This window comes from Neobacillus sp. PVCKKU3, from assembly GCF_058323225.1.
Genome location: NZ_JBLVQN010000003.1, coordinates 114,205 through 139,773 on the forward strand (window position 1 = coordinate 114,205; position 25,569 = coordinate 139,773).

Sequence of the window (25,569 nt, forward strand, 5' to 3'; positions counted from 1 at the left end):
TTAAACGTATGAAAAAATGGGTTCCAATCGCATCCGGCCTGCTTGCCGGGTTTGCTGCAGCAACGCTGACGTTTGCGGATTTTTCGTCGAACAACACAAAGACTGAGGCCGCAAACGCCAGCAACAAGAGCAATGCCGAAAAGGTTTATGTGCCATTTGGCAAAAAAGATGATTACTATTTATTCGCATCCGGCGGCCATTCCGGGCAAATGTTTATTTACGGTGTGCCTTCGATGCGCAAAATCAGAACGATTCCGGTCTTTTCTCCAGATTCCGCTACTGGCTATGGTTTTGATGAGCATTCCAAGAAAATGATGGGTGATTATACTTGGGGTGACCTTCACCACCCTGCTTTCTCGGAAACAAACGGGGACTATGACGGCAAATGGATGTTTGCCACCGATGTCGGCAACAGCCGCGCCGCTGTCGTTGACTTAAAAACATTTACAACAAAAGACATTCTCAATGTTCCAAATACTGCCGGCCCGCACTGTGCCGCGTTTGTAACGGAAAATACCGAGTACATGTTCCTGCCGACGCGTTTCGCCGTGCCGCTTGGACAAAAATATGAATCTCTTGATGATTACAGCCAGAAATACCGCGGTGTGATGTCAGCCGTAACCTTTGACGAAAAGAATGTAAAGCTGAACATCGCTTATCAGGTGGCCCTTCCACCATGGTCCTATGACCTTTCCGATGCGGGGAAAAAGAGCTCAAAAGACTGGGCTGTTATGACAACCTACAACACGGAAGAATCCACAACAACGATGGAAGTAAATGCATCACAGGCTGACCGCGACTACATCGTTCTGTTCAACTGGAAAGAGCTTGAGAAGATGGTCAAGGAAGGCAAATACGAGGATGTCGGCGGCCAGAAAATGATTTTCCCTGAAAAAGAAAAAGGCGGCATTTATTTAGTGCCGGTTGCCAAATCGCCGCACGGTGTTGACGTAACACCGGATGGAAAATATTTCATCGCTTCCGGCAAACTTGCCCCTGCGATGACCGTATTCTCATTTGAAAAAGCCTTTAAGGCAATTGAAAAGAAAGAGTTTGCCGGCGACCGCAACGGTATTCCAATCTTAAAATATGAATCTGTGATGGAACGCGAAGTAAACCCAGAAAACGCACTCGGACCACTTCATACGCAGTTTGATGACAAAGGCATGGCATATACAACGATGTTCATCTCTTCTGAAATCGTCAAGTGGGATCCGAAAACCGGTAAAACTTTAGACCGCGTGCCTGTTCAGTATTCTCCAGGCCACTCTGTTGCAGCTGAAGGCGACACTGTTGCACCTGATGGCAAATGGCTGATTGCCTTGAACAAGATTGCTAAAGACACCTATTTATCTGTCGGACCGTCCCACCCAGAATCAATGCAGTTAATCGATATCAGCGGCAAAATGAAAGTCGTTCAATCAGCACCGGTTGACCCTGAGCCGCACTATGCACAGATGATCAAAGCTGACAAAATCAAAACGATTAATGTTTATCCGAAGGATCCAAACAATAAGGATGCCGTCTATAAACAAAGTGACACCAAAATTGTCCGCAACGGCAATGAAGTCCATGTGTATGGAATTGCGATGCGCTCTAGATTCGTCTTTGACAGTAAGTCAAAACGACCTGACGTGATTGAGGTGAACCAAGGTGACCATGTCTTCATCCATTTGACGAATATCGACTTCGATGAAGATATTACCCACGGTTTTGCGATCAACAGCTATGACTTAAACATGGAAGTTCAGCCTGGCCAGACCAATACGATGGAGTTTACCGCCGATAAAGCGGGTACCTTCCCGCTTTATTGCACAAACTTCTGCTCGGCTCTGCACCAAGAAATGAACGGCTACTTCCTGGTTAAACCAAAAAATTAACGGATTACCGCGAAGCACAGGCCTTCACTTAAAAAGCCAGATACTTTCGACTTTTGGGCGAGGCTGTCTCAGGAAAAGTGTCCGGTCCCTCTTTACTGGGGCCGGCACTAAGGGAGGCGGCCTCCCCGCCTTATTAAGCATAAAAGGAATGGTTAACTTGAATGGTCGTAACAAAGGCAGTAAATTATCGATTACCTCGGCATTGCTCATTGGACTTTCAGCCGTATTAATGGTTGTATCAATATTTTTTCCATGGTGGAAGATGCTGTTTTATGCCCCGCAATATCCCGAGGGATTGAATATCATTGTCTACCCTAATAAGTTGAAAGGCGAAATCGATATTATTAACGGGCTTAACCACTATATTGGCATGTCTAATTTCAGCGCAGAGAATTTCCCAGAATTGGGTTACCTGATTTACGTTATTAGCGGATTAGCACTGCTCACTCTGATTACAGCCGTCCTCCGCAATAAAAAAATTCTTTACGGATTGATTAGCATTTTTGTCATCGGCGGCCTTGCCGGCGTATTGGACCTCCATTCTGCCTTAAAAAAATATGGAACCAATTTAGACCCTAAAGCGCCGATCCATATGGACCCATTTGTTCCACCGATAATCGGTGAAAACACAGTGGCAAACTTTACTACCCATAGCATCTTAGGTACAGGCGTTTACTTCGTGATTGCCGCCTTTATTTTGTTACTAATTCCGGTATGGAAGGATCGAAAAAGATGAAAAAAGTAGCGCTCCTGTTTCTTGTTTTTTCTCTAGTGTTGTTTTTTGAACCTGAGGGAAAGATGGCAGCCGATAATCTGCAGGCAAAAATCGACTCCATGAAAGAGGGGGCGGTATTGAAGCTTGACAATCAAACCTATACGGGCAATATCGTCATCAAGAAACCGATAACGATCATTGGTTCCAAAAACACCGTGATTAAAGGAGACGGAACAGGCAACGTAATTTCCGTAAAAGCTGCTCATGTCAGTTTAAAAAACCTTGCCGTGTCTGGCAGCAGCATGGACCGCAACTCTTCCGAGGAATATGCGGCCATTAAGGTTTATACCAATAACAACGTGATTGAGCATATTACCATCCGCCATTCCTTTCACGGTATTTATTTAAGCAAAGCCCACCACAACATTGTTCGCTATAACAATATTAAGGGACTTGGGAAAGGTGAAATTGCTGCCCAGGGAAACGGGCTCCATGTTTGGTACGCCGAAAACAATTTGCTTTCCCATAATACAATTGATGGCACCCGGGACGGCATGTTCTTTGATTATTCCAGCCATAATAAAAGCTTCGACAACAACATCAGCAATACCCGGTACGGCTTGCATTACATGTACTCGGATGAGAATACGTTTAAACGAAATACCTTTACGATGAATGAGGGCGGCGCCGCGATTATGAATTCCAATGGCCTTACCCTTACAGACAATCAATTTATCGTCAACTATGGAAACAAATCATTTGGTTTATTGCTGATGCAGGCCAATGATAACCAGATCGAACACAATACATTCTACATGAACCAACGTGGCTTGTACATTGACCAAGCAACGCGAAATCTGATTAAAGATAATAAAATCATCCGCAACCAAATCGGAATTGAGCTGTGGACCAGTTCCAATGACCAGATTTTTACCTTAAACCAAATCTCTGAAAATACGATCCCTGCTGTCACGATTGGCGGTAAAGGTGAACACAATGTCTGGACCCAAAAGGGCAAAGGCAACGAATGGGGCTCCGCCTTCCCGCTTACCGATTTAAACCAGGACAGCATCGGGGATTTTCCGATAACCTACCGTTCAGCCCTCCATCAGTTGATTGAGGATCAAGAATTAACGAATTTCTTTTTAAAAAGCCCGGCGATTTCCATCTATGAAAAAATCAACGCAAGCCTTAATGAAGATGAAGTTATGTTTAAGGACCCGCACCCGCTCGTGTCTAAAAAAGACGGACATTCCACTTTCGCCATTTTCTTTGGTTTGGGGATTGCGCTTGCCGCCGTGCTGGTCTTGATAAAGGGGAGACAGCGATTATGCATTACATTTGGAAAGAATGGAAGGAAAATATAAGGGGTAAAGGCCTATGGCTAAGCTTAAGTATCATAGTGCTGATTTCAATCAGTATTTTGTTCCGTTCCGCTGACCTTTCGTTCGATAAAGGCTTTTATATTCTGCTAATCAATTTGTTTGATACAATTATTTATTTCATTCCGATATTATGTTTATTTATCGGCGCGTTTTCGATTTTTCAAGAAAAAGAACAAAAGACCTTAATCATGCTGTTGACGAAGCAGGACAGCTTTGGCAGCTTTTTGCTGAGAAAAAACATGGGGCTTTATATGGTGGTCCTGGTGCCTCTTTTTGCCTGGTTTCTACTATATGCACTTTTGTTAAAGTTCCAATTCCAGCTTGATTTTGGCAGCTATTTTATTTTTCTTTTTAGTATTTTAGTGATGGTGCTGATCTTCTTGCAAATGGGGACGGCAATCGGTAGTTTTGCCCGCTCGCGGATGCAGATTATCGGCTTCACAATTTTTGTCTGGTTTTATTTTTTCTTCCTGCATGACTTTATCCTGCTGTCGTTTTTGCCGGATGTCACCTATGAAAATGTGAAATTCTTTTCACTAGTCTATTTTTTGAATCCGCTTCAGGCGATCCGGATGTTTCTGGAAACAGGCATGGGTGTATACTCCTTCGGCCACATGTCGAGGCTGTTGGAAGCGTTCATGTGGACAAAGCCGGTATTCTTTTTATTTGGGAATCTGCTGATTTGGCTCATCGTCTCGTTTTCGAGTGCACTATTGTTTAACCGCAAGGAGGGCTACGAATGATTAAAGTCGCTAATTTAAATCAATCATTTGGGAAGAAACTAGTGTTGGACTCTGTCAATCTCGAAATCAGCCAATATGAAATCTGTGCTCTTGTCGGCCGCAATGGCGCCGGAAAATCGACGCTGATTAATAGCTTGCTCGGGCTTTTGCCAGTCAAGCAAGGCGAGATTACCATTAACGATCATATTGTCTCCAAGAAAAACAACCAATGGAAAAAGGCGATTGCTTACCTGCCAGAAAAATTCATGCTATACCCGATGCTGACCGGCCTTGAAAATCTGACGTTCTTTGCCGAGGCGGTCTCAGGAAAGGCGGATGCTGGCCGGATGGAAGAGGTGCTACGGGCGGTCCGGCTTTGGGATGACCGCGGTGAGCAGGTAAAGAAGTATTCCAAAGGGATGCTGCAACGGCTGGGCCTGGCCATTACCTTGTATCAGGAGTCGAGCATTCTAATTCTCGATGAGCCGACAAGCGGGATTGACCCGATGGGCCGGAAGGAAATATTGGAGGTGTTGAAGGGATTGAAGAACAAAACAATCCTGCTCTCGTCTCACCATCTGGATGAAATCCGCCAGGTTTGCACCCATGTTGCTTTTTTAAATGAAGGGAAAATTGAAAAATATACAGTTGGAGAGTTTTTAGACACACATCAATTAGGAGGTTTGGGATCATGAGGAAAAGGTTTATGCCCGCGGTGCTGTTGTTGGTCATGATAATAGCCCTTGCGGCTTTCATGGCTGGCTGCAGTTCGGGGCCTGATTATAAAATTGACGTAACCAAGGAGCTTTATTTCCAAAAGGAGAAGGCGTCGCCGTTTGAAATCAAGGTGACGGAGAACGGAAAGGCAGTAACAGGGCTTTCCATATCCGCTGAATTATCAATGTCCAACATGGACCACGGCACCGTGAAGGCAAAGTTTGCCGAGAGTAAGGACGGCACCTACGCCGCTAACGTAAAGGTTCCAATGAACGGAAAATATGAAGCGGTTTTCAACTTGGAAAAAGACGGGGAAAAGTCTGAAAAAGTGATTTCCATCAATGTGGCAAAGCCTGAAGGCGTAGCCAAGGTGAACGGAAAATGGATTACCAATGAGGATGTTGCTTTTTATAAATTGATCAACCAGATCCAGCTTGAGATGAACCGCGAGGCTGCCCGCAAGAACTACAGCGGGGCGCAACTAGACGAGGAATTGGCTTTTTTAGATTCTCAGGAGAAATTAGCTGAGGACAAAAACCAGCTATTAACACAGATTATCCGCCTCCGCTCGATGGCGATGCTGGCCGAGGAAAAAGGTCACAAGGCCGAGGCTGCCGAGGTGGATGCGGCGGTCGAAAAAGCACGCGGACAATACGCACAATTCCCATCAGCTCAAGCATTAATCAAGCAATATGGTGAAGAAAAATTTTGGACTGTTGAAAAGCAGCAATACAAACAGATTGTCCTTGCCCAAAAAGTCCAAAAGGATTTAGTTGACCAAGCAAAAAAAGAAAATCCTAAAGCCGGTAACCAGGAGATTTACTACCAAGCCCAAAAGAAGTATGAAGACCTGCTAGTCTCGCAGATTAACTCGCTAAAAATCGAAATATTATAGAAGGTGCCAGGCACTATGCGTTATGAAGGACAAATCATGGGCGAGAATCATGAAAAATGTCCTTCATTTTGTTTATGAAGGACATTACTCGTTCTGGAATCATTGGAAATGGTCCTCATCAAGCTTATGAAGGACATTTACAGACCTAGAATCATTCGAAATGGTCTTCATCACACCTATGAAGGACATTTACAGACCTAGAATCATTCGAAATGGTCTTCATCACACCTATGAAGGACATTACCTGCTTTTGAATCAGTTGAAATGGTCTTCATCATACATCGTCATGGCTATAGCCTCCATATTCAACGGGAATCCATTAAGATGAACGAGTCATTACCCATACTTATTTCAAATTCCTCACCAAAACCCGGTATAGTTTATCATCTTTTTCATCGGGGGTGCCGCGCCCGTCGGTGTTGTTGCTGACGAAGTAGAGGTATTCGCCGTCGTTGTATACATCGCGGATACGTCCCAGTCCAGTGATGACCGCCGTGGTGCGGCCGGCCGCGAGGTCAAACTTGCGGACCGCATTGCCGCGAAGGGCCGCCACATAAAGCTTCCCGTCAAAAGCAGCCATCCCGGACGGCGCCCATGTTTCATCCCCGGATTGAAAGAGCGGCGTCACCATCCCCGCCTTCCGCTTCGTTCCCTCAATCACCGGCCAGCCATAGTTAGCCCCTGGCTTAATAAGGTTAACTTCATCATGTGCGGACTGCCCGTGTTCACTTGCATAAAGCGTCCCACCAACCCAAGCCAGCCCCTGTGGATTCCGGTGGCCGTAACTGTATACATAAGAATTTGGAAATGGATTATCGGCAGGTACAGACCCGTCCAAATTCATCCGCAATATTTTCCCATTAATAGAATTCCTATTTTGCGCTGATTCCGGAACGGTAGCATCGCCGGTTGTCACATAAAGCTTGCCGTCAGGTCCTATTTTCAACCTGCCGCCGTGATGGTAGGCCGCACTCGGAATGCGGTCCAACAAAGTCCGCCCCTCCACCCATTCAGCACCGTTCCAAGTTAACACAACAACCCTGTTAAACTGACCCTCTTCCGAATACGTATAATAGGCGTAGGCCTGATGATTTTCTGCAAACTGAGGATCAAGTACAAAGCCAAGCAGCCCTGCTTCAGCCGCCTCGGCCAGCGGCTTCCTTAGTACCACCCGCTGCCGTTCCATGTTGCCATTTTCGATTTTTGCAATGCTTCCTGTGCGCTCACTGATGTAATAAGTTCCAGTCACTTTATCAATTGACCATGGGACAGATAAATTTTCAGCGACAACCTCAACATCAGGCAGAAGGACAATGGCTTCATCGCCCGGTTGCTCCTCCTCTTTTTTTTCAAAAAAAGAACAGCCTGAAAGCAGCAAAATCAAGACCAACAAAACGGACCACGCTTTGTACATTTAGAGCCTCCTTTTTATATAACTTCCAGTATCGCTTTTCCGACACCGCTATTTTCATTTGTATCGGTAATCCAATCACACAGCGACTTAATATGCGGACTGGCGTTCCCCATTGCTACTGCCCGTCCAGCCTTTTCAAACATTGACACGTCATTAAAATTATCGCCAATCGCCATCGTTTCTGACAAATCTATCCCTTTTGCGTTGACGAAGGCCTCAAGGGCAATCCCTTTTTGCGCATTCTTATGGGTAATTTCAATATTTTCAATGCCCGATTTCGTGACCTCAAGCTCAGCGAACCCTTTAATAGCGCTGGCTGCATCGCCAAGTTTGTCCAAATCAAAGGAGAATACTAAAAACTTATAAATCTGATACTCATCACTTTCAAAAAGAAGTTCATAATTTTCAATTGGATGAATCAAGCCATCTCTGATCCTTCCTCCCGCCGCATGAACGACATAGTCCCGGTCGGCCTCAGGATTGGCGCTCATCACGATGTCCACGAGAATGGAAACCGCCTTGTCGGTATCGACGGAAAAAGCTCCCTTATTCGTGTATACCTCGAAATAGATATCCTTTTCGTACAATACCGCCGCAGCATCCTTGGCCATTTGTTTTGATATAGGGGAAGCAGATATAATCTCACCTTCTTTTGAGCGGACCTCCGCACCGTTTACGCATATAACAGGACATTTTAATCCAGCAGCATCTAATACATAGGTGGCCTCCTGATAGGATCTGCCGGTAGCAACCACCACTTCCACTCCGGCTTCCTGTGCCTTTAAGATCGCCTGTTTATTTTCCTGGGTAATAACCTGCATAGAATTCAATAATGTTCCATCCATATCTGTCGCAATACATTTCATCATGATGTTCTCCTTCATCTTTTCATTATCGCCATTCTACCATGAACAACTGGTATTTTCTCCTAATTGGCTCAGTTTAAGTACTTGCTGCCTTCACGTACACTTAGAGGCGGTAATTGGTGCGTATTGATAAACCTTTTGACTGAATCAGGATTTGTCTTCGAATATTCCCGTAACGCCCAGCCAATCGCTTTTTGGATAAAAAATTCCTTACTTGAGGCGTTCTCACGTATGTATTGATAAAGCAGCTCCTCATCCGTTTTTTCTTTATATCTCAATTGAAAAAGAATCGCCGCTCTTCTTAGCCAGAGGTATTCATGGACGGACCAGCCGTTTATGGTCTCCTCGATTACCTCAGGGAAGACCTGTGCAATTGTTCCAACCGGCTTTGGGGCAATCGCATCGACCGTGTCCCACCAGGATTTCGTCATGATCAGGCGCTCCATGAATGGCAAGTCGTCCTTGTCTAGTTTGCTTAGTAATTTTTCCATATAAACAAGCGCGGTATACTGATATTCCCGTTCTTCCTTTTCCCACAACCCCCAAACAAAATCTTGACTAAATGGCTCCTTCAAAATCCCGGTTTCTTTAAAAAATTGTTTTTCCAGCTCGCTTCTTAAAGGTTTTTTTATGCCAAGAAACGGAAAATGCCCTTTCATATATTTTTCCATCGGCCCTGCATTTTCTACATTTCGCTTCTTCTCAAACAACTCGGTTAAGAACGCAATCTGTTCCTTCAATAAATTCATCCTTTCTTTTATCCTATTTTTGGCGATAAACCCCTTGTATAAACTGTTAGACTGACGACAAACTAACATGAGCAGAAGGAGGGATGATGAATGACGAAAAAATATAATAAAGGCAGCCAAAACCAAAATTCACCACGCGCAGGTCATGCAGAAGCTGAATTCGCCGCCGAATTCGTAAGCGGCGACAACAGCAAAGGAAACAAACGCAACAAAGACCAGAAGAGCAAAACAAAGCAAAACCACACCCATAACGGAAATAGGGCCTGATCCCCGTCGTTAACAAATTAACACAGTTGGGACCTGACCCCCGCAGCTTTAAGCACTAACAAGAAAAAGAACCAAGGGAATTAACCCCCTTGGTTCTAAGCGTTTACCCCAGCTAATGCATTGATTTCTGCAGCAATTTTAGTTTGGATTTTTTCGACCACAGAAAAATCCATTGCGGCAATATAAATGTCCTCAAGTTCGTCATGGAGCTTTTTTGCCTTGGCGAGCCAGCTTGTTGCCTCTGTCATCTTGTTTCTATACTTGGTGGAAATTTTGCTGATAAAATCGGCAAAGATCTCATCTGTTCCCTGCTCGATTAAAATTTCATACATATCAATGATTTCATCACCGTCGCGGCTTGGGAAGTACTCGTGCGGTGCGGTGCTGTCGAAAATGGCAATCCCCAGCTCTCTAAAAATACACATATCGAGGCTATGCGGGTCAAAGCCGCAATGATAGATTTCTACATCGACGCCGCGCTCCTCTGCTGCAGCAGCCAGCTTTTTAAGCATCGTGGACTTGCCAGAACCTGGCCGGCCCTTAATAAAATAGCGTTTTTGAATGTCTTCCGTTAAATTAGGGACAAAATCAACTGCGCCTTTTGGTGTGGCAGCCCCAAGAAAACGATGGCGGACATCGGCTTGTTTGCTTAACCTCATTTTTCCAAAGAAAGTTTCAATCAGCTTTTTGGTTAATTGATCCGCTTTTTGGAAGTTCATGCTGTTTATATAGATTTTTTCCCAATCATCATGAATTTCAAGTGCTTCTTTAAAAGTAGCGTAGGCTGTCGCAAAGGACTCACTAATTTGGTTGGTCAGCTTTTTGATTGTGTTTTTTTGCGCACTTAGCGCCTTGGCATCCCACGCCTCGCCTAGATTAATATATTCTTCCACCGCGCCCGGCGCTTTCGGCTCAATGACGTGCGGAGCAGTTCCGTCAACAATGCCCACCTTTAAAGCCGGAATTATCACTCCATCAATGGAGTTATTATCAGATGAACAGTGGAGCAGCTCGATGTCATAGCCTTTTTCCACCCATTCCTGGCCAATTTTTTTCATGAGCGACGATTTGCCCGTACCAGGCCCGCCTTTTAAGATAAACAAACGGTCAAGTCCCTGCAGGTTGGAATCGTACAAATTATGAAATCCCCTGGCTGTGTTACCGCCGGCAAAATAGTTTTTAATTTTCCCTGCCATTCATTAACACTCCCTTTTTAAAAATCAACATTGCCATTAGGCAATTTCAATCACAAAGATTAAGTTCACCATATCTTATGCTTTTGTTGTTTATAGGTGAATGCCTATGCGAAAAACTGATTTTTTTTATATGGGGTGTTGATTTCCGCTCCAATCAACAATGTTACAAAAAGGAATGTTTAAAACGGGAAGTTTACTTTATTACATCTGCCAACTCGGCATTGGTGATTTCTTTTAATTGGTTGGGCGTGAGTACGATTTGCATGCCGATTTTGCCGGCACTGACGACGATTGCGTCATTTTCTGAGCAGCTTTGGTCGATGAAGGTCCGGTATTGCTTTTTCATGCCGACGGGCGAGCAGCCTCCGCGGATATAGCCGGTCCATTTTTGGATATCCTTCACCGGAATCATTTCGACACTCTTCTCCCCGGCCGCTTTAGCCGCCTTTTTCAGGTTTAATTCCTCGGCAACAGGAATAACGAACACATACAGGTTTTTGCTTGCCCCTTGCGTGACGAGTGTCTTATAGACCTCTTTCAGATACCTGCCAATTTTCCCAGCAACCGACACCCCATCAATTTTTCCATCCTTATTTTCGTATGTAAGCACCTCATAATGTATCTTCTTCGCGTCCAAAATGCGCATTGCATTGGTTTTGGCCTGTGCCATTCTAATCATCCTTCTGATTTTTCCTCTATTTTAGCAAAAAAAGAGGTAAATTTTTAAAAAACAGGTCTTCGTTATCCAGCCTTTTGGAAATACTTACACTTTTGCTCGATTTACTTTCCTTTCTTTTTAAATACTTACATATATTTCAGATTTACTTTTCACATCTTATAAAATACTTTCCAAATATACCACTTTACTTTCCAACCGGAATTTTTCAAAAAAAAAGAGAACCTGCATCTTAGCACAAGCTCTCTCCTTACAAAAACTATTGCAGCCACGCCTGGAAGTAGCGCGTTACAGCGACTGCGTAATCGCCTCTGGTTACTTTTTTCGCCGGCTCAAAGCTGGCTTCAACATTCGGCACTAAATCATACGGTCCTTGTTTTACCGTAAAAGTAGCATTTAGGATGTTCAGGTCGAGGGCCACTTGCACATACCCTTTGAGGGAAGCCGGAATGGAAGCATCATCCTTAAGTTTAATCCGCTCATCCTTGTATTGAACCGTTACATCCCCGGCGAATTCCTTGGCTTGTTTTTCCAGACCAAGCGCTTGGACAAGGGTATAAGCCAGTTCCGCGCGGTTGACCTCACCGTTTGGATTAAAATTGCCGTTCGCATCAGGCTGCATGACGCCGCCCTGCACCCAAACGCCGTCGCGAATGGCTGCGCCCTTGGCGACAACTGCTTTGACAAATGGAACATCACCCGTAGCAACATCCTTCAACATAGGTGCCTGGCTTTGGCGGATGCCCACGCCCATTACGAGGAAGCGGGCCAATTCTTTACGCAAAAGGTTTTGCTTCGGCTTGAAGGTGCCGTCCACATAACCGTCAACAAGTCTTTCACTGACTGCCATTTGGATAGCGGAAGCAGCAGGATCGCCCGTGATATCGTTTAGGCCGAAAAAGCCGTTGACTTTTGTCGTGGAGATCATTCCGGTAATGGTTTCCGGAAGACCAATCCCAAGCGGATTAGAAGGATCGCCGTGAAGCCCTTCAATTTTTACCTTCCATTCACCTGCTTTAGGTGAATTCACGGCCACCGTGCGATCTGGATAAAGCGGGAACAATAAGCTAACCCCCGAGCTATATTCCGTACCGTCTGGAGAGATTAACATCAAATTAACTGGGTTCCCGGTCTGCCCCAATAACCCGTAGGCATCTATTCTGGCCGATACATTGGATACTCCCTCTGCAACCGTAAAGGAATACATATTGGATTCGGCAAGGACAGGATTATAGTCAACAGTAAACTCTGATCGATCAACTGTCGAGTTGACATAGCTATTAAATTTTTGTCCGGCATTCAATGTTTTCCCATAAGTTTTATTAAACATAACAGCATCCAGTGCATCGTAAGCATTCACATAGCCGGCGCCGACTTCCCATGTTTCATAGCCCGGCATATTCGTAGCCGTATTCTGCAATACCTGTTTGATTTCATCCGGAGACAGGGTTGGGTCTGCCTCTAACAAAAGGGCCGTGATACCGGCAACGTGCGGTGTTGCCATCGAGGTGCCGCTCATCATCGTATAGTATGGCAGATAGGCAGGCTCAATGGCTGCAGCGTCATCCTGAATCGCCAGTGAAGATACAGGCGCCAGCACTCTAGTCGAGATAATATCTACCCCAGGGGCGGTAATCGTCGGCTCATCCTTCCATGTATAGGTTTCGCCGTCCATTTCAAATGTTCCTCCGACACCCTTTGTTCCTCTGGACGAGAAATCCGCTAAAGAACCATCTTTTTCACCAGCTGCAACCGAGATCACCCAAGGGGCTTTCGCATATGGGTTGTGTGTGTTTTCGCCCGGGCCTTCATTTCCGGCTGCAAATAATACAGTGATGCCGCGGTCATGAGCCGCTTTAGAAGCTATATTAATAGGATCATTGGGATCAAAGTCCCCTGATGAACCCCAGGAGTTAGTAATGACGCGAATATTGTAGTCAAATTGGTGGGTAATGGCGTAGTCAAAGCCGCCTAGTCCGTCAAGGACAAACAATGCAGCACCTGAACCATAACCAATTAAATTGGCACCAGGGGCAACGCCTTCATATTTTCCACTGGACATGGCTCCAGTTCCGCCGACTGTACCGGCTACATGGGTTCCGTGCCCGGAGTTGGAATCCGTGTTCGGCACATTTTCAGCATAAGTGATGGGAAGTATTCCTGGTGCAAGGCTAGCCAAATTAATGCTGGCCATAACGTTCTGCACAAGATGGCTGCCAAACTCGATATCCTTGTGGGTTCCATCGACACCGCTGTCGTTAATGACAACTCCGACACCTTTGCCAGTTACCGGCATGCCGCCGTTTGCTTTTTGCATCGCCGCATCTGTGCGCGCCTTATCCACGCCTGTTAATGCCGTTGCATCGGCATTATAATATTCCAGTTTCCGATTTAAATAGATAGATTTTACACCTGGCTGCTCCGCCAGTTTATTAATCTGATCCTTTGTTGCAAGAATTCCCGTAATCGGCAGAGACTTCAATGAAATGCCCTTAGAAATCCCCAAAGTTTTTAATAGAGTAAGATTGTCCTCTGTCGGCGCTCCTTGGCCATCAAACGTAACGATAACCTGAAGCGGTTCAACTGCTGTGGCCAGTGCCTTTACCAGCTGGAGGTCAAGTACAGCGGATGTTGTATCGGCCTTCGCTGCCGGTAAATTTGGTATAACTAATGACAAAAGAATGATAAGAGTTAATAAACCCGAAAACCACCTTTTCACAACCCATTCCCCTTTTCTGCTAAAGTATGAGTCCATTGTCTAAGAAACCGGACCAAAACACTATTCAGCAAAGGGTCTATTTCAACTAAATAGAAGTACTATTTTCCCTTCCTACTTAAGTAATATTTATTAGTCCGTTAGAAATAGCAGATACAAAGAAAAGGGTGTCAGGCACCGCAAAAAGACATTTGTCTTTCCGGGATGGACACACCTACACTTACAAAAGAAAACCAAGCCCCACGGCTTGGTTCTCAGAAACTATTTAAGTCACTCCTAAGTCAACGGCACAAGCTGATTCTGTACAGCATAAATGACAACCTGGGACCGGCTTTTGACGCCGAGTTTTTTGAATATGTTAGACACGTGGATTTTGACCGTTTTGTCACTGATGAACAGTGTTTGGGCGATTTCCTTGTTATTCATGCCCTTGACCAAGCAGAGAAGCACATCCTTCTCCCGCTCAGTCAGCGTCGAATCCGCAGACTTTTCTTCCTCAGCTGGCTCTGGTTTAGCCGGCGGCTGGAAAAAGCCCAAAAACTTCTTCGTCATCGATGGGTGGATGACCGACTGCCCGTTTGCCACCGCGCGAATTGCATCGACCACATGCTGGGAAGGGGCATCCTTCAGCAAATAACCGTCGGCCCCTTCGCGAATCGCCGACATAAAGTACTCATCATGGTCAAACATCGTCAGCATCAGAATTTTAATAGAAGGGTACATTTTTTTTATAATGCTCGTTGCTTCAATGCCATTCTTCTCTGGAATGTTAATATCCATCAAAATCACATCCGGCATTGTCTCTTTTACCTTTTCAATTGCGTCATTGCCATTGATGGCTTCCGCAATCACCTCAATATCCGTTTCCATTTCCAAAATATTTTTCAACCCATCCCGTAAAACGGCATGATCATCGACTAGCATAAGCTTGATCACGCAAATCACTCCCTTCAATCCCCATTCTTGGCACCGTTAAGGTTATCTCTGTTCCAGCTCCTTCGCGGCTGTCTACCTGCAGCGAGGCCTGAATTTTATCAGCCGATTCATTCATATGTAATATTCCAAAATGCGGGTGCTCCCGGGCCTTGATCATGGCCTGGAAAAGCGAAAACCCCTTGCCATTATCCTTCACCTTCAAAAGCACATTTTCTTTTTGATAGCTTAACAGAATGTCAATTTTCGAGGCTTCTGCATGTTTAACGGCATTCTGCACACTTTCCTGACAAATATCGAAAATAATTTTTTCAACCATCGAGCTCAGGTGGAATTCCGGACCTCTTGTCTCCAAATTGATATCCAGATTATGCTCCCGCTTGACCGCATTAATTTTTGCAGAAATTGCCGACAATAACCCCACCCGCTCAGTCGGATAAGGTCTTAAAGCATAGATGGATTCCCGCACCTCTTTCAGGCTGCGCCTCAGCTTCTCGGTGCTTTCGCCCATTAACCGAAGTGAATCGTCCGGCATTTTCGCAAATTTCCGCTGCGCCGTTTCAAGATTCATAATCGCGCCGGCGAGCGACTGGGCCACACCATCATGGATATCCCGGGCAATCCGATTCCTTTCTTCTAAAATCAGCCGCTTCTCCTGCTCGGCAAACAGCCATCTTGTTTTAATCAGGACAGCCAGCTGATTAGCAAGGGTGGCGGCAGAACGCATATCATCCTCCCCGAAGCTGTTGGTCCTGCTTCTGCCAAAGACGAACATCCCGACCAGCTCATTTTCTAAAATTAAGGGAGCATACAGTAATGTCCCTATTTCCTTTGTAAAAAAGATCCCTGCAGGACTTGGGTCTCTTTTGGCATTATGGTAAATGGTCAAATTTGTGATTTTATCAAGAGCAGCAGCCGTTTCCGCCGACATTGTTAAATCTTCATTAACAGGGCCGGCTGCAAATCGGAACAACCAGCCTTCCGGTGGACGTTTCCACAAAATCCATGCATCAACATCGATAAATTCTTGAAGATTATCTTTTAAAAAAGTTAACCAATCAGACCTCGCAATTTTTTTATTGAGCTCGGATGAAATGCTGAACAACGCTTTCAGCTTCGCCTTTTCCTTTTTTAAATTAGCAATAATCGAGCTTAGCAGAGCCACACAGACTAACGGGATAAAAAAGAAGAAAAATGAAAAAACATCAATCGTTCCCCGCCTTTGATTTCCCAAAACATGCAACAAAACAAGATAACCATAGGAAATAAGAAAACTATAAACCTCAAAGAGAGCTTTCATCTTCCAGATTTTCAGATTATACGTTTGTGGCCTGATAGCAAAAACAAGATCCACAATGAGATTATTCATGAAATAAAAGGGGATGATAAGCAAATTAAAATGGATAATTCCCTGCAGGACCCTTGGCAGCCCTTCGATCGGCATCTGCGTATACAGCCACTGGCAAAGCAGATGGGCAATAAAAAAGCTAATGACCTGCATGGACGGATTAAAGAAAATAATTCGGAGCGGTCTCCTATTCATTATGTTGGTTGCTGCAATGATAATCCCATAAAAAACAATTGTATAGGCTAATCCATCCATGAGATATATGGCATACACCAGTGGAAAAGAGATGGTAATATGGCCTTTCCAGACCGGAACAGGATATAGCTCCACAATAAAGAGAAACAACACCAGCAGTGTCAAAATAATTGGCTCGCGCGGTACCATTAAATGAAACAAGCCAAATTGAAAATAAATAAACACTCCAACGACAGAGATAAATAGTAGGAATTGCCTTGATAGCTGCTCTTTTTTTTGCAAAATGCCGATATCTCCCAAAGCTTCCCCTCCAAATTCTGTGACGATTTACTTAATTTTCTGTTTATTCCAGTTTAATGTATTTATAGCTTGAAAACAATATGAATGCCTACCCGCCAAATGTCCGCAAAAAATAAGGACCCAACCCGGTCTAATGAACACACTAACCGGACTGGGTCCCTCGCAAACCATAATGGTTTGATATCCACTATTATGTCATAAACCGCTATGCGTTTTCTATTTGGCTAAAGGATTATTCTTGCCTACTACCTTCGTAGTAATTCCGGCACAAAATCACCCAAAATTTGTCACCTGATTGTCACTCTAGCCAACAACTATTATAGTAAACTAAAGTAAACAGCGATCATAACATTAAAAAACCTTGTGAATTCCCTCACAAATCCTTTCTTGAAAAAACATTTATATATATACCCCAAAAGGACTTATTACACTACAAATCAAAGAGGTGTTTCCCATGAAATACGATTTAGTACTGCTGCATGCTCCAAGTGTTTACGATTTCCGAAAAAATCCTTTGCTTGCCGGACCGATCAGTGATGTTGTTCCATCCTCGCCCGTGTTTGAAATGTACCCCATCGGCCTGACCAGCATCGCCGACTATTTGGAGCGTTATGGACTTCGCGTCAAAATCATCAATATCGCCAACCGAATGCTCATGAACCCAAACTTTGATGTCGAAAAAAAATTAAAATCGATCAGGGCAAGTGCGTTTGGCATTGATCTGCACTGGCTGCCACATGCCCACGGCAGTATTGAGCTAGCGAAAATTGTCAAGCAGCTTCATCCGGACACCCCGATTATTTTTGGCGGATTGTCGGCCACGTATTATCACAAGGAGCTAATCCAATATCCATTTATTGATTTCGTGATGCGCGGGGACTCGACAGAAAAGCTGATGCTGCTGTTGATGAATAAGCTGGAGACTGGAAATACGCATTTTGCAGATATCCCTAATTTAACGTGGAAAAAGGGCACCGAGACTGGCTATAATCCGTTAACGTACGTGCCAAAGGATCTCGATGATATTGATGTTCCCGGTTACCGCTACACCATTCGTTCCGTTTTCAAATACCGAAATTTCCTCGATCCGCTGCCATACAACGGCTGGCTTCAATACCCGAACACCGCACTGCTGACCGCACGCGGCTGCACACAGAACTGTTTGATTTGCGGCGGATCAAGAGAGGCTTATGGGCAAAACTGCAACCGTCATACGCTAGCATTGCGGTCACCGAAAAAGCTCGTCGAGGATATTCAATTTATTTCCCGGTTCAGCCGGGCGCCGATTTTTATCCTCCATGATCTAAGACAGGGTGGACAAGAATATGTTGAGGAATTTTTTTGCCGTTTGAAAAAATTGAAGCTGAAAAACGAAATCGTCTTTGAGTTATTTCAATATGCGGATGAAGAATTTTTCCGGCTGATGAATGAAAGCGTGCCTCATTACAGCATTGAAATTACCCTTGAAACCCATGAAGAAAAAATCAGGAAATATAACGGGAAATTCAGCTGCTCAAATGAAAAGGTGATCGAAACACTGCAGTTCGCTCTCAAAAATGGCTGTAAAAAATTTGACCTGTTCTTTATGGTTGGAATCCCTGGACAGACGTATGAAAGTGCTGTCGAAAACATTGAATTTTGTGAAACCATCCACCTGGCCTGCGGGAAGGACCCAAGAATCTTTTACTTCGTTGCCCCGCTCGCACCATTTTTGGATCCGGCGAGCCCGGCGTTTGAGCACCCGGAAATCCATGGCTATAAAAAATTGTGCCAGACACTCGAAGACCATCGCAAGGCCATCACCCAGCCGTCCTGGAAGCATATGCTCAGCTACGAAACGAAGGATATGACGCGTGAGACAATCGTTGGGGCCACCTATGAGGCCGCACAACGGCTGAACGAATTCAAATTAAAATACCAGCTAATTGATTTAGCCGGCTTCCAGGATATTAAAGGGAAAATTGAAAAGTCGAGGGCCTATATTGAAAAAATCGACCAAATTCTAGCCCTTCCGACAGAAAAACAAACTAAAGAGCTGGCTAAGCTTGCCAAAGAAATTGAGGAACTAAACTATTACAGCATTTGCGGCAAGAACGAGCTAAAGTGGGAGGTCCAGAAGAATTATGCTAATTTCTTCTCGCTTGCGTTAGTGGGGCTCGAGCAATTGTATGTCGAATACAAAAGCAAAATCAAGCACTCATTCCAGCCGAAACATCGTTTTCAATTTACACTTGATTCCGACCAGCAAAAAATTTAAAGGTACCGGAGTTCACTCCGATACCTTTTTTAATGCCCACCGAGGTAGGCTTTTCTAATTTGGTCACTGGCACTGAGTTCTTCAGCTAAACCAGAGGCGACTATTTTTCCTGTTTCAATGACGTAGGCGCGGTCAGCGATGGATAACGCCATGTTCGCATTCTGTTCAACCAGCAGGATCGTTGTTCCCGTTTTATTGATTTCCTCAATAATCTGGAAGATTGTTTTGACCAGCAGCGGTGCAAGACCCATGGAAGGCTCGTCCAATAAAAGCAGCCTAGGTCGTGCCATCAGCGCCCGGCCCATTGCGAGCATCTGCTGCTCACCGCCTGAAAGTGTACCAGACAGCTGCTTTTTGCGCTCCAGCAGGCGCGGAAAGAGCTGATAGATTTTTTCAAAATCCTCCTGAATACCCTTCCTATCCTTACGCAAATAGGCGCCAAGCTCCAAATTTTCCTCAACTGACATATTGGCAAATACTCGGCGGCCCTCTGGAACCTGGGAGATCCCGCGCTTCACAATCAATTGCGGCACCTTTCCGGCAACATGTTCGCCTTCAAACACAATCTCGCCATTCTTCGGCCTCAAAAGCCCGGAAAGGGTCTTTAATAGCGTACTTTTACCGGCACCATTCGCACCAATCAGCGTCACAATTTCACCCTGGTTAATATCGAGGGATACTCCTTTTAATGCATGGATATTTCCGTAATAGACATTAATATCGTTGACTTTAAGCATACTAAGAGACCTCCTCGCCAAGGTACGCTTCGATGACTTTTGGATTGTTACGGATTTCTTCCGGTGTACCATCGGCAATTAGCTGTCCATGGTCCAGAACATAGATTCTTTCACAAACACCCATGACAAGATTCATATCGTGCTCGATTAAAAGAATGGTTAACGAGAATTTTTCGCGGATTAACGCAATCAGGTTCATCAGTTCATCAGTTTCCTGCGGATTCATCCCTGCTGCCGGCTCGTCCAAAAGCAACAGCTTAGGATTTGCTGCTAATGCCCGGGCAATTTCCAAGCGGCGCTGCTGCCCGTATGGCAGGTTCTTCGCCATTTCATGCTGGACATTATCAAGCTTAAAGATTTTTAAAAACTCAATTGCCTTTTCTTCCATTTCCCTTTCACCGGAAAAATGAGATGGAAGGCGGAAGATTGAACTGAGAATGGAATGCTTCGCAAGCGAATGATAGGCAACCTTAACATTATCGAGCACCGATAATTCTCCAAACAAGCGGATGTTTTGGAAGGTACGGCTGATTCCTTTTTTGGTAATCTTATAAGGCGCATGCCCGTTTAATTTTTCACCGGCCAAAGAAATCGATCCCTCGGTTGGAACATAAACACCTGTTAACAGGTTGAAGAAGGTCGTCTTGCCGGCACCATTTGGCCCGATCAGTCCGACGAGTTCTCCCTGCAAAAGCTCTAGGTTGACCCCGGATACAGCCTTTAAACCGCCAAATCGGATACCTGCGTTCTCTACTTTAAGCAACTGTGTTTTTGTTCGCATCATGAGGCCCTCCTTGCCCGGATTTTCCCAGCTTGAAGAAAGACGTAATTTCCTTTGTTCCCATTAATCCTTGCGGACGGAACAGCATCATCGCAATTAGCACAAGGCTGTAGATCACCATCCGGACTTCCGGATAATTGGCTAAGAATGTTGAAATGATCGTTAATAAAATCGCTGCAAGCACGGAACCGGACATACTGCCAAGTCCGCCCAGCACAACAAAGATCAAAATATCAAAGGATTTTAAGAAGCCAAAGTTGGTCGGCTGGATAATGTAAAAGTTATGGGCATGCAAGGCACCTGCCACGCCGGCAAAAAAGGCACCAATGATAAACGCCATTACTTTATAATAAGTTGTATTAATCCCCATCGCATCGGCAGCGATTTCGTTTTCGCGAATCGAAATGCAGGCTCGGCCGTGGGTAGAATTCGTAAAGTTGACAATGACGACAATGGTGATGACCACACAGGCAATCAGCCATGGCCAGGTAATCAGGTGCGAGACCGTCATCCCGGAAGCGCCGCCAACATAATCAATATTCAAGAAGACAATTCGCATGATTTCCGCAAAACCTAGAGTAGCGATGGCAAGGTAGTCGCCTCGGAGCCTAAGGGTAGGAACCCCGATCACTAAACCGGCAACAGCAGCGGCCGCACCGGCAGCCAAAATCGCGACAGGGAAGGGCAATCCCAATTTCATTGTGATAATGGCTGAAACATATGCCCCCACGGCAAGGAAACCGGAATGGCCGATCGAAAACTGCCCGGTAATACCGATGATCAGATGAAGCGAAGCGGCAAGGATGATATTAATGCCGATTGAAAATAGAGCATTTACATAAAAGGGGTTTAACGTACCGCCATTAATCAGGAATTGGACGACAACGGCAAAAATAACCGCTAATATAATGGAACCCCAAAAGCCTTTTGCGTTATTTAACTTTTTCATCTCACCAAGCACCCCCTAGACCTTTTCCCTGACGTTTTTGCCAAAAAGACCAGCAGGGCGGAAAATTAAAATTAGAATTAACACGACAAAGGCTACAGCGTCACGGAATAGCGAGCCTCCAGCCGCGCTGACAAGGGCTTCAATGACACCCAATAATAATCCTCCGGCCATTGCCCCAGGGATAATTCCAATTCCCCCTAGAACAGCGGCAACGAAAGCCTTCAGACCCGGAATGATTCCCATCAATGGCTCAATTTTTGTATAGTACATTCCAAATACCACTCCGGCTGCACCGGCAAGGGCAGATCCGATTGCAAAGGTGGCAGAGATCGTGTTATTGACGTTAATTCCCATCAATTTGGCCGCATCCTGGTCATGGGAAACAGCGCGCATCGCCTTACCAATCTTAGTTTTATGAACAATAAATTGAAGAATAATCATTAAACAAAGGGAAACGGCCAAAATTAGAATGGACTGACCGCTAATCTTAACACCGAAGACCTCCAGGCTTTTCAATGGAACGATATTGCCTGGATAGGCTTCCGGCTGGGCGCCGCGGATATAGATGGTGCCATATTCAATGAAAAGCGAAACTCCGATAGCGGTAATCAATGCCGCAATCCTTGTTGCATTCCGAAGCGGCTTGTAGGCAATCCGCTCAATCAATACGCCGAAAATTGCGCAGGCCACCATTGAAATCAATAATGCCGGGAAAAATCCTAAATGGAGAACAGTAATAGAGTAAAAACCGATAAAAGCGCCGACCATGAAGACGTCCCCATGTGCGAAGTTGATTAACTTGACGATACCATATACCATTGTGTACCCAAGGGCAATCAATGCGTAAATACTTCCCAATGAAATGCCGTTGACTAGCTGCTGTATTAGTTGTTCCATGTCGCAACTCCTTCCAGTGGGAATAGGAAATTTCTCCTAATCCTTATAAATTGGAATAGGGAACATGGACATGCTCCCTATTCATTTGACTATTATAAAATTAATTACGGATTAACCTTTGTTTTAAATGTTTGTTCGCCGTCTTTGTACTCTAAGATAACAGCGGATTTGATTGGGTTGTGATCTTTATCTAGTTTCATTTGCCCTGTTACTAGTTCAAGGCCACTTGTTTCTGCAAGAGCCTTTTGAATTTTCTTAGAATCGCCGCCGCCAGCACGTTTGATGGCATCAGCAAGGAAATAAGCAGAATCATAACCTAAAGCATTGAAAGCATCTGGAGATTTGTCCTTGTATTTTGCTTTAAAGGCTTTTACAAACTCTTGAACCTTTTGGTCGGAGTCACCAGAAGAATAGTGGTTTGTAATAAAGGTGTTATTCAAAGCATCCTTGCCGGCAAGTTCTACTAGTTTAGGAGAATCCCAGCCGTCAGCACCCATCATTGGAGCGTCAAGACCTACTTCACGAGCCTGCTTGACAATTAAACCAACCTCTTCATAATAGCCAGGGACAAAGACGAACTCTGGGTTTTTCCCTTTAATATTCGTTAATTGGGCATGGAAGTCTGTATCCTTCGCCACATATGCTTCTTGAGTGACAACCTTGCCGCCTTCTTTTTCAAACTTTTCTTTAAAAGATGCTGCCAAGCCTTTAGAGTAGTCACTTGAGCTGTCAATGAATACAGCAGCAGTTTTAACCTTTAATTCTTTAGCTGCAAAGTTTGCTGCGACAGTACCCTGGAATGGATCAATGAAGCAGGTACGGAAGACAAAATCATTTAATTTGCCGTCTTTAACCGTTACGTCAGCAGCCGTACCAGTCGGCGTGATGATTGGAACATTGTTGCTTTGCGCAATTTCAATCTGTGCTTTTGTATTTCCGCTTGTTGCTGCCCCGATAATGGCTGAAACCTTGTCTTGGCTGATCAGCTTTGTCGCACCATTAATCGCTTCAGGTGCTTCAGACTTATTATCAACGACAACCAGCTTCAATTTCTTGCCGTCAATTCCCTCTTTATTAATTTCTTCAAGCGCCAGGTCAATACCCTCTTTAATGGACTGGCCATAGGATGCTACCCCGCCGGAAAGCTCAAGGTTGGCACCGATTTTGATTTCACCGCCCTTTTCATCCCCGCCGCCTGAACTAGTGGATGTGGATGATCCACAGCCGGCCATTACGCCTGCAGCTAGCATAAATGAAGCAAACACGCCTGCTAATTTTCTTTTTCTCACGAAATTACCCCCTGTTTTTAAAAGTTTCCTAAACCGTTGCGCAATTCTTCCCAAAACATATAATATTCTGAAAACATTGTACATAATAATTATGGGTTCGTCTAGTACCTGTATCCACTATTTTAAAATAATTTTGAAAATAATAAAAAATGCTGATTTCTGGGCGTTTTTATGCGTTATTCCGCTAAAGCAGAACAGTATTTGTTTTTACTTTAAAAAGCAAACTATTTTTAAATTATTTTGTCTAAATATGGATAACTTCCTCGATTTTCCAGAAATAAAAGACCCTTGAAAAAGGGTCCTCCAATAAATCATTATACCAATTCTTGTTTTTTCGTTTCTTTTCCCAACAGAAACACTGCCAAAGCACCAATTAAAACGGATATACAAAAGATTGTAAAAATGGTCGAGACAGAATATTTTTGAGCCACTAAGTAGCCAACCAATAATGGGCCGAGGACACCGCCGATACGGCCGATGGCAGCAGCCATTCCGGCACCCGTACCGCGGATTACCGTTGGATACTGCTCCGGGGTATAGGCGTAGAGCCCGCCCCAAGCGCCAAGGTTGAAAAATGATAACAGAATTCCCGCTGTCATTAACAGTGCCGTAGAGTCTGCGGTTCCAAAGAAATAAGCGCTGGCAGCCGTTCCGGTTAGGTAGACAACCAAGACAAACTTCCGGCCAAACCTTTCAATGCACCACGCCGCTGTAAAATAACCTGGCAATTGAGCTAGCGTCATAATCAACACATACTCGAAGCTTTTAATCAAACTGAAGCCCTTCATCACCATGACACTCGGCAGCCATAGGAACATGCCGTAATAAGAGAACACGACACAGAACCAAACAACCCAAAGCATCGCTGTCTGTCTGCTATACTCTTTTGACCAAAGCTGCGTGAGGTTATGGAGGACGGAGCTCTTGTCCTTCGTTTTAACTGCTGCAAAACGTGGTGAGTCAGGAAGCCCTATCCGCAAATATAAGGCATATAGGGCAGGAATCGCACTGATTAGCAACGCGGCCTGCCAGCCAATCGATGGGATGACGAAATAGGAAATGACCGCCGCAATCAGCCAACCGCCTGCCCAAAAACTTTCCAATAGAACAACGATCCGGCCGCGTTTTTCAGCCGGGACACTTTCGGAGACAAGCGTTGAAGCAACCGGCAGCTCCCCTCCTAAGCCCATTCCAACTAAGAACCGGAAAATTAAAAAGACAGTCAAGGAGCCTGCAAATGCCGATGCACCGCTTCCTATCGAAAATAATAATAAGGTAATGATAAAAACATTTTTCCGCCCGATTCGATCAGCCATTAAGCCAAAAATAAGTGCGCCAACTGCCATACCAATCGAGTTGATGCTGCCAATCCAGCCCATTTGCCCGGGAGATAAACTCCATTCTGCCGCCAATGCCGCAATTATGAAGGAAAGCATCCCTACATCCATGGCATCAAACATCCAGCCCATCCCGGCAATACCGAGCAGTTTCGTGTTTGATAATTCCCGTTTCTTTCCTGATTTCATCTTAATAAAATCACTGCCAGAAACACTATTTGTGTTAGCCACCATAAGCCCCCCTCTATTTTCAGAGTTTCTGATATTATTCCCCAATACGTTTCTTTTTAAGAAAGAACTGTTAAGTCCCTGTCCTGACATAATTCTAACAGATGTCTTTACACCAGT

At 44.7% G+C, this 25,569-nt stretch carries 22 protein-coding genes; 8 read left to right on the forward strand and 14 right to left on the reverse strand.

The window, feature by feature from the left end; genetic code table 11:
* Positions 1–8 precede the first annotated feature (8 nt).
* The 6 genes from nosZ to ACNQGS_RS03510 all read left to right on the forward strand — a co-directional run bounded on the left by nosZ (position 9) and on the right by ACNQGS_RS03510 (position 6,314).
* Positions 9–1,880, forward strand: a complete 1,872-nt coding sequence (nosZ, locus tag ACNQGS_RS03485) for a Sec-dependent nitrous-oxide reductase (RefSeq protein ID WP_491486136.1) — start codon at positions 9–11, stop codon at positions 1,878–1,880.
* A 148-nt stretch (positions 1,881–2,028) separates the two neighbouring features.
* Complete coding sequence (locus tag ACNQGS_RS03490) at positions 2,029–2,616, forward strand: hypothetical protein (protein WP_491486137.1); 588 nt, start codon at positions 2,029–2,031, stop codon at positions 2,614–2,616.
* Positions 2,613–3,962, forward strand: a complete 1,350-nt coding sequence (gene nosD, locus ACNQGS_RS03495; RefSeq protein WP_491486138.1) for a nitrous oxide reductase family maturation protein NosD — start codon at positions 2,613–2,615, stop codon at positions 3,960–3,962. The genes ACNQGS_RS03490 and nosD overlap by 4 nt, the downstream gene beginning before the upstream one ends.
* Entirely contained in the window at positions 3,926–4,723 is a 798-nt protein-coding gene (locus ACNQGS_RS03500; RefSeq protein ID WP_491486139.1) for an ABC transporter permease, read from the forward strand. Before nosD ends, ACNQGS_RS03500 begins: the two co-directional genes overlap by 37 nt.
* Positions 4,720–5,397 carry an ABC transporter ATP-binding protein gene (locus ACNQGS_RS03505; RefSeq protein ID WP_491486140.1) on the forward strand — a complete coding sequence of 226 codons (678 nt, stop codon included), beginning with the start codon at positions 4,720–4,722 and terminating at the stop codon, positions 5,395–5,397. The genes ACNQGS_RS03500 and ACNQGS_RS03505 overlap by 4 nt, the downstream gene beginning before the upstream one ends.
* Positions 5,394–6,314: a FixH family protein gene (locus ACNQGS_RS03510; protein ID WP_491486141.1), complete on the forward strand. Its 921-nt coding sequence runs from the start codon at positions 5,394–5,396 to the stop codon at positions 6,312–6,314. The genes ACNQGS_RS03505 and ACNQGS_RS03510 overlap by 4 nt, the downstream gene beginning before the upstream one ends.
* Before the next feature lie 346 nt (positions 6,315–6,660).
* On the opposite strand, the gene ACNQGS_RS03515 is transcribed toward ACNQGS_RS03510, so the two are convergent.
* The 3 genes from ACNQGS_RS03515 to ACNQGS_RS03525 all read right to left on the reverse strand — a co-directional run bounded on the left by ACNQGS_RS03515 (position 6,661) and on the right by ACNQGS_RS03525 (position 9,343).
* Positions 6,661–7,728, reverse strand: coding sequence for a PQQ-dependent sugar dehydrogenase (locus ACNQGS_RS03515; RefSeq protein ID WP_491486142.1), 1,068 nt, complete (start codon positions 7,726–7,728; stop codon positions 6,661–6,663).
* 14 nt (positions 7,729–7,742) lie between these two features.
* Positions 7,743–8,594 (reverse strand): Cof-type HAD-IIB family hydrolase, encoded by an 852-nt coding sequence (locus ACNQGS_RS03520; RefSeq protein ID WP_491486143.1) that lies wholly within the window; start codon positions 8,592–8,594, stop codon positions 7,743–7,745.
* A gap of 71 nt (positions 8,595–8,665) precedes the next feature.
* The gene (locus ACNQGS_RS03525) at positions 8,666–9,343 is read right to left on the reverse strand and encodes a DNA alkylation repair protein (RefSeq protein WP_491486144.1); all 678 of its coding nucleotides are present in this window, start codon (positions 9,341–9,343) and stop codon (positions 8,666–8,668) included.
* Positions 9,344–9,433: 90 nt separating this feature from the next.
* Between ACNQGS_RS03525 and ACNQGS_RS03530 the strand changes: the two genes are divergently transcribed.
* Positions 9,434–9,610 carry a hypothetical protein gene (locus ACNQGS_RS03530; protein WP_491486145.1) on the forward strand — a complete coding sequence of 59 codons (177 nt, stop codon included), beginning with the start codon at positions 9,434–9,436 and terminating at the stop codon, positions 9,608–9,610.
* 95 nt (positions 9,611–9,705) lie between these two features.
* Here ACNQGS_RS03530 and ACNQGS_RS03535 read toward each other — a convergent pair whose 3' ends face one another.
* From ACNQGS_RS03535 to ACNQGS_RS03555, 5 genes are all read right to left on the reverse strand, one after another.
* Complete coding sequence (locus ACNQGS_RS03535) at positions 9,706–10,806, reverse strand: PRK06851 family protein (RefSeq protein ID WP_491486146.1); 1,101 nt, start codon at positions 10,804–10,806, stop codon at positions 9,706–9,708.
* A gap of 193 nt (positions 10,807–10,999) precedes the next feature.
* Entirely contained in the window at positions 11,000–11,476 is a 477-nt protein-coding gene (ybaK, locus tag ACNQGS_RS03540; protein WP_491486147.1) for a Cys-tRNA(Pro) deacylase, read from the reverse strand.
* Between the two features lie 265 nt (positions 11,477–11,741).
* Positions 11,742–14,201, reverse strand: a complete 2,460-nt coding sequence (locus tag ACNQGS_RS03545; protein WP_491486148.1) for a S8 family serine peptidase — start codon at positions 14,199–14,201, stop codon at positions 11,742–11,744.
* 273 nt (positions 14,202–14,474) lie between these two features.
* A complete protein-coding gene (locus ACNQGS_RS03550) occupies positions 14,475–15,134 on the reverse strand; it encodes a response regulator (RefSeq protein ID WP_491486149.1) in 660 nt (219 codons plus the stop codon).
* A complete protein-coding gene (locus tag ACNQGS_RS03555; RefSeq protein ID WP_491486150.1) occupies positions 15,109–16,974 on the reverse strand; it encodes a GAF domain-containing sensor histidine kinase in 1,866 nt (621 codons plus the stop codon). The genes ACNQGS_RS03550 and ACNQGS_RS03555 overlap by 26 nt, the downstream gene beginning before the upstream one ends.
* A gap of 454 nt (positions 16,975–17,428) precedes the next feature.
* Here ACNQGS_RS03555 and ACNQGS_RS03560 point away from each other — a divergent pair, with 454 nt between their 5' ends.
* Entirely contained in the window at positions 17,429–19,231 is a 1,803-nt protein-coding gene (locus ACNQGS_RS03560) for a TIGR04190 family B12-binding domain/radical SAM domain protein (protein WP_491486151.1), read from the forward strand.
* Between the two features lie 29 nt (positions 19,232–19,260).
* Here the strand turns inward: ACNQGS_RS03560 and ACNQGS_RS03565 are convergent, their stop codons facing one another.
* From ACNQGS_RS03565 to ACNQGS_RS03590, 6 genes are all read right to left on the reverse strand, one after another.
* On the reverse strand, positions 19,261–19,968 hold the full coding sequence (locus tag ACNQGS_RS03565; protein WP_378586457.1) for an ABC transporter ATP-binding protein: 708 nt from the start codon (positions 19,966–19,968) through the stop codon (positions 19,261–19,263).
* Position 19,969: 1 nt separating this feature from the next.
* Positions 19,970–20,749: an ABC transporter ATP-binding protein gene (locus ACNQGS_RS03570; protein WP_213148105.1), complete on the reverse strand. Its 780-nt coding sequence runs from the start codon at positions 20,747–20,749 to the stop codon at positions 19,970–19,972.
* Positions 20,724–21,698, reverse strand: coding sequence for a branched-chain amino acid ABC transporter permease (locus ACNQGS_RS03575; RefSeq protein WP_491486152.1), 975 nt, complete (start codon positions 21,696–21,698; stop codon positions 20,724–20,726). Before ACNQGS_RS03575 ends, ACNQGS_RS03570 begins: the two co-directional genes overlap by 26 nt.
* A 15-nt stretch (positions 21,699–21,713) precedes the next feature.
* Complete coding sequence (locus tag ACNQGS_RS03580) at positions 21,714–22,595, reverse strand: branched-chain amino acid ABC transporter permease (protein WP_213147902.1); 882 nt, start codon at positions 22,593–22,595, stop codon at positions 21,714–21,716.
* 104 nt (positions 22,596–22,699) lie between these two features.
* Positions 22,700–23,884, reverse strand: coding sequence for an ABC transporter substrate-binding protein (locus tag ACNQGS_RS03585; RefSeq protein ID WP_213147901.1), 1,185 nt, complete (start codon positions 23,882–23,884; stop codon positions 22,700–22,702).
* A 314-nt stretch (positions 23,885–24,198) separates the two neighbouring features.
* Entirely contained in the window at positions 24,199–25,410 is a 1,212-nt protein-coding gene (locus ACNQGS_RS03590) for an MFS transporter (protein ID WP_491486194.1), read from the reverse strand.
* Between the last annotated feature and the right edge of the window lie 159 nt (positions 25,411–25,569).

What these genes read in the sequence shown, in the direction of transcription:
- ACNQGS_RS03510 (WP_491486141.1), top strand. Translation starts at nt 5,394, where the DNA reads ATGAGGAAAAGGTTTATGCCCGCGGTGCTGTTGTTGGTCATGATAATA.
- ACNQGS_RS03530 (WP_491486145.1), top strand. Translation starts at nt 9,434, where the DNA reads ATGACGAAAAAATATAATAAAGGCAGCCAAAACCAAAATTCACCACGC.
- ACNQGS_RS03580 (WP_213147902.1), bottom strand. Translation starts at nt 22,595, where the DNA reads ATGGAACAACTAATACAGCAGCTAGTCAACGGCATTTCATTGGGAAGT.
- ACNQGS_RS03505 (WP_491486140.1), top strand. Translation starts at nt 4,720, where the DNA reads ATGATTAAAGTCGCTAATTTAAATCAATCATTTGGGAAGAAACTAGTG.
- ACNQGS_RS03515 (WP_491486142.1), bottom strand. Translation starts at nt 7,728, where the DNA reads ATGTACAAAGCGTGGTCCGTTTTGTTGGTCTTGATTTTGCTGCTTTCA.
- ACNQGS_RS03570 (WP_213148105.1), bottom strand. Translation starts at nt 20,749, where the DNA reads ATGCGAACAAAAACACAGTTGCTTAAAGTAGAGAACGCAGGTATCCGA.
- ACNQGS_RS03535 (WP_491486146.1), bottom strand. Translation starts at nt 10,806, where the DNA reads ATGGCAGGGAAAATTAAAAACTATTTTGCCGGCGGTAACACAGCCAGG.
- ACNQGS_RS03575 (WP_491486152.1), bottom strand. Translation starts at nt 21,698, where the DNA reads ATGAAAAAGTTAAATAACGCAAAAGGCTTTTGGGGTTCCATTATATTA.
- ACNQGS_RS03565 (WP_378586457.1), bottom strand. Translation starts at nt 19,968, where the DNA reads ATGCTTAAAGTCAACGATATTAATGTCTATTACGGAAATATCCATGCA.
- nosZ (WP_491486136.1), top strand. Translation starts at nt 9, where the DNA reads ATGAAAAAATGGGTTCCAATCGCATCCGGCCTGCTTGCCGGGTTTGCT.
- ybaK (WP_491486147.1), bottom strand. Translation starts at nt 11,476, where the DNA reads ATGGCACAGGCCAAAACCAATGCAATGCGCATTTTGGACGCGAAGAAG.
- ACNQGS_RS03490 (WP_491486137.1), top strand. Translation starts at nt 2,029, where the DNA reads ATGGTTAACTTGAATGGTCGTAACAAAGGCAGTAAATTATCGATTACC.
- ACNQGS_RS03520 (WP_491486143.1), bottom strand. Translation starts at nt 8,594, where the DNA reads ATGAAATGTATTGCGACAGATATGGATGGAACATTATTGAATTCTATG.
- ACNQGS_RS03590 (WP_491486194.1), bottom strand. Translation starts at nt 25,410, where the DNA reads ATGAAATCAGGAAAGAAACGGGAATTATCAAACACGAAACTGCTCGGT.
- ACNQGS_RS03560 (WP_491486151.1), top strand. Translation starts at nt 17,429, where the DNA reads ATGAAATACGATTTAGTACTGCTGCATGCTCCAAGTGTTTACGATTTC.
- ACNQGS_RS03525 (WP_491486144.1), bottom strand. Translation starts at nt 9,343, where the DNA reads ATGAATTTATTGAAGGAACAGATTGCGTTCTTAACCGAGTTGTTTGAG.
- ACNQGS_RS03500 (WP_491486139.1), top strand. Translation starts at nt 3,926, where the DNA reads ATGCATTACATTTGGAAAGAATGGAAGGAAAATATAAGGGGTAAAGGC.
- nosD (WP_491486138.1), top strand. Translation starts at nt 2,613, where the DNA reads ATGAAAAAAGTAGCGCTCCTGTTTCTTGTTTTTTCTCTAGTGTTGTTT.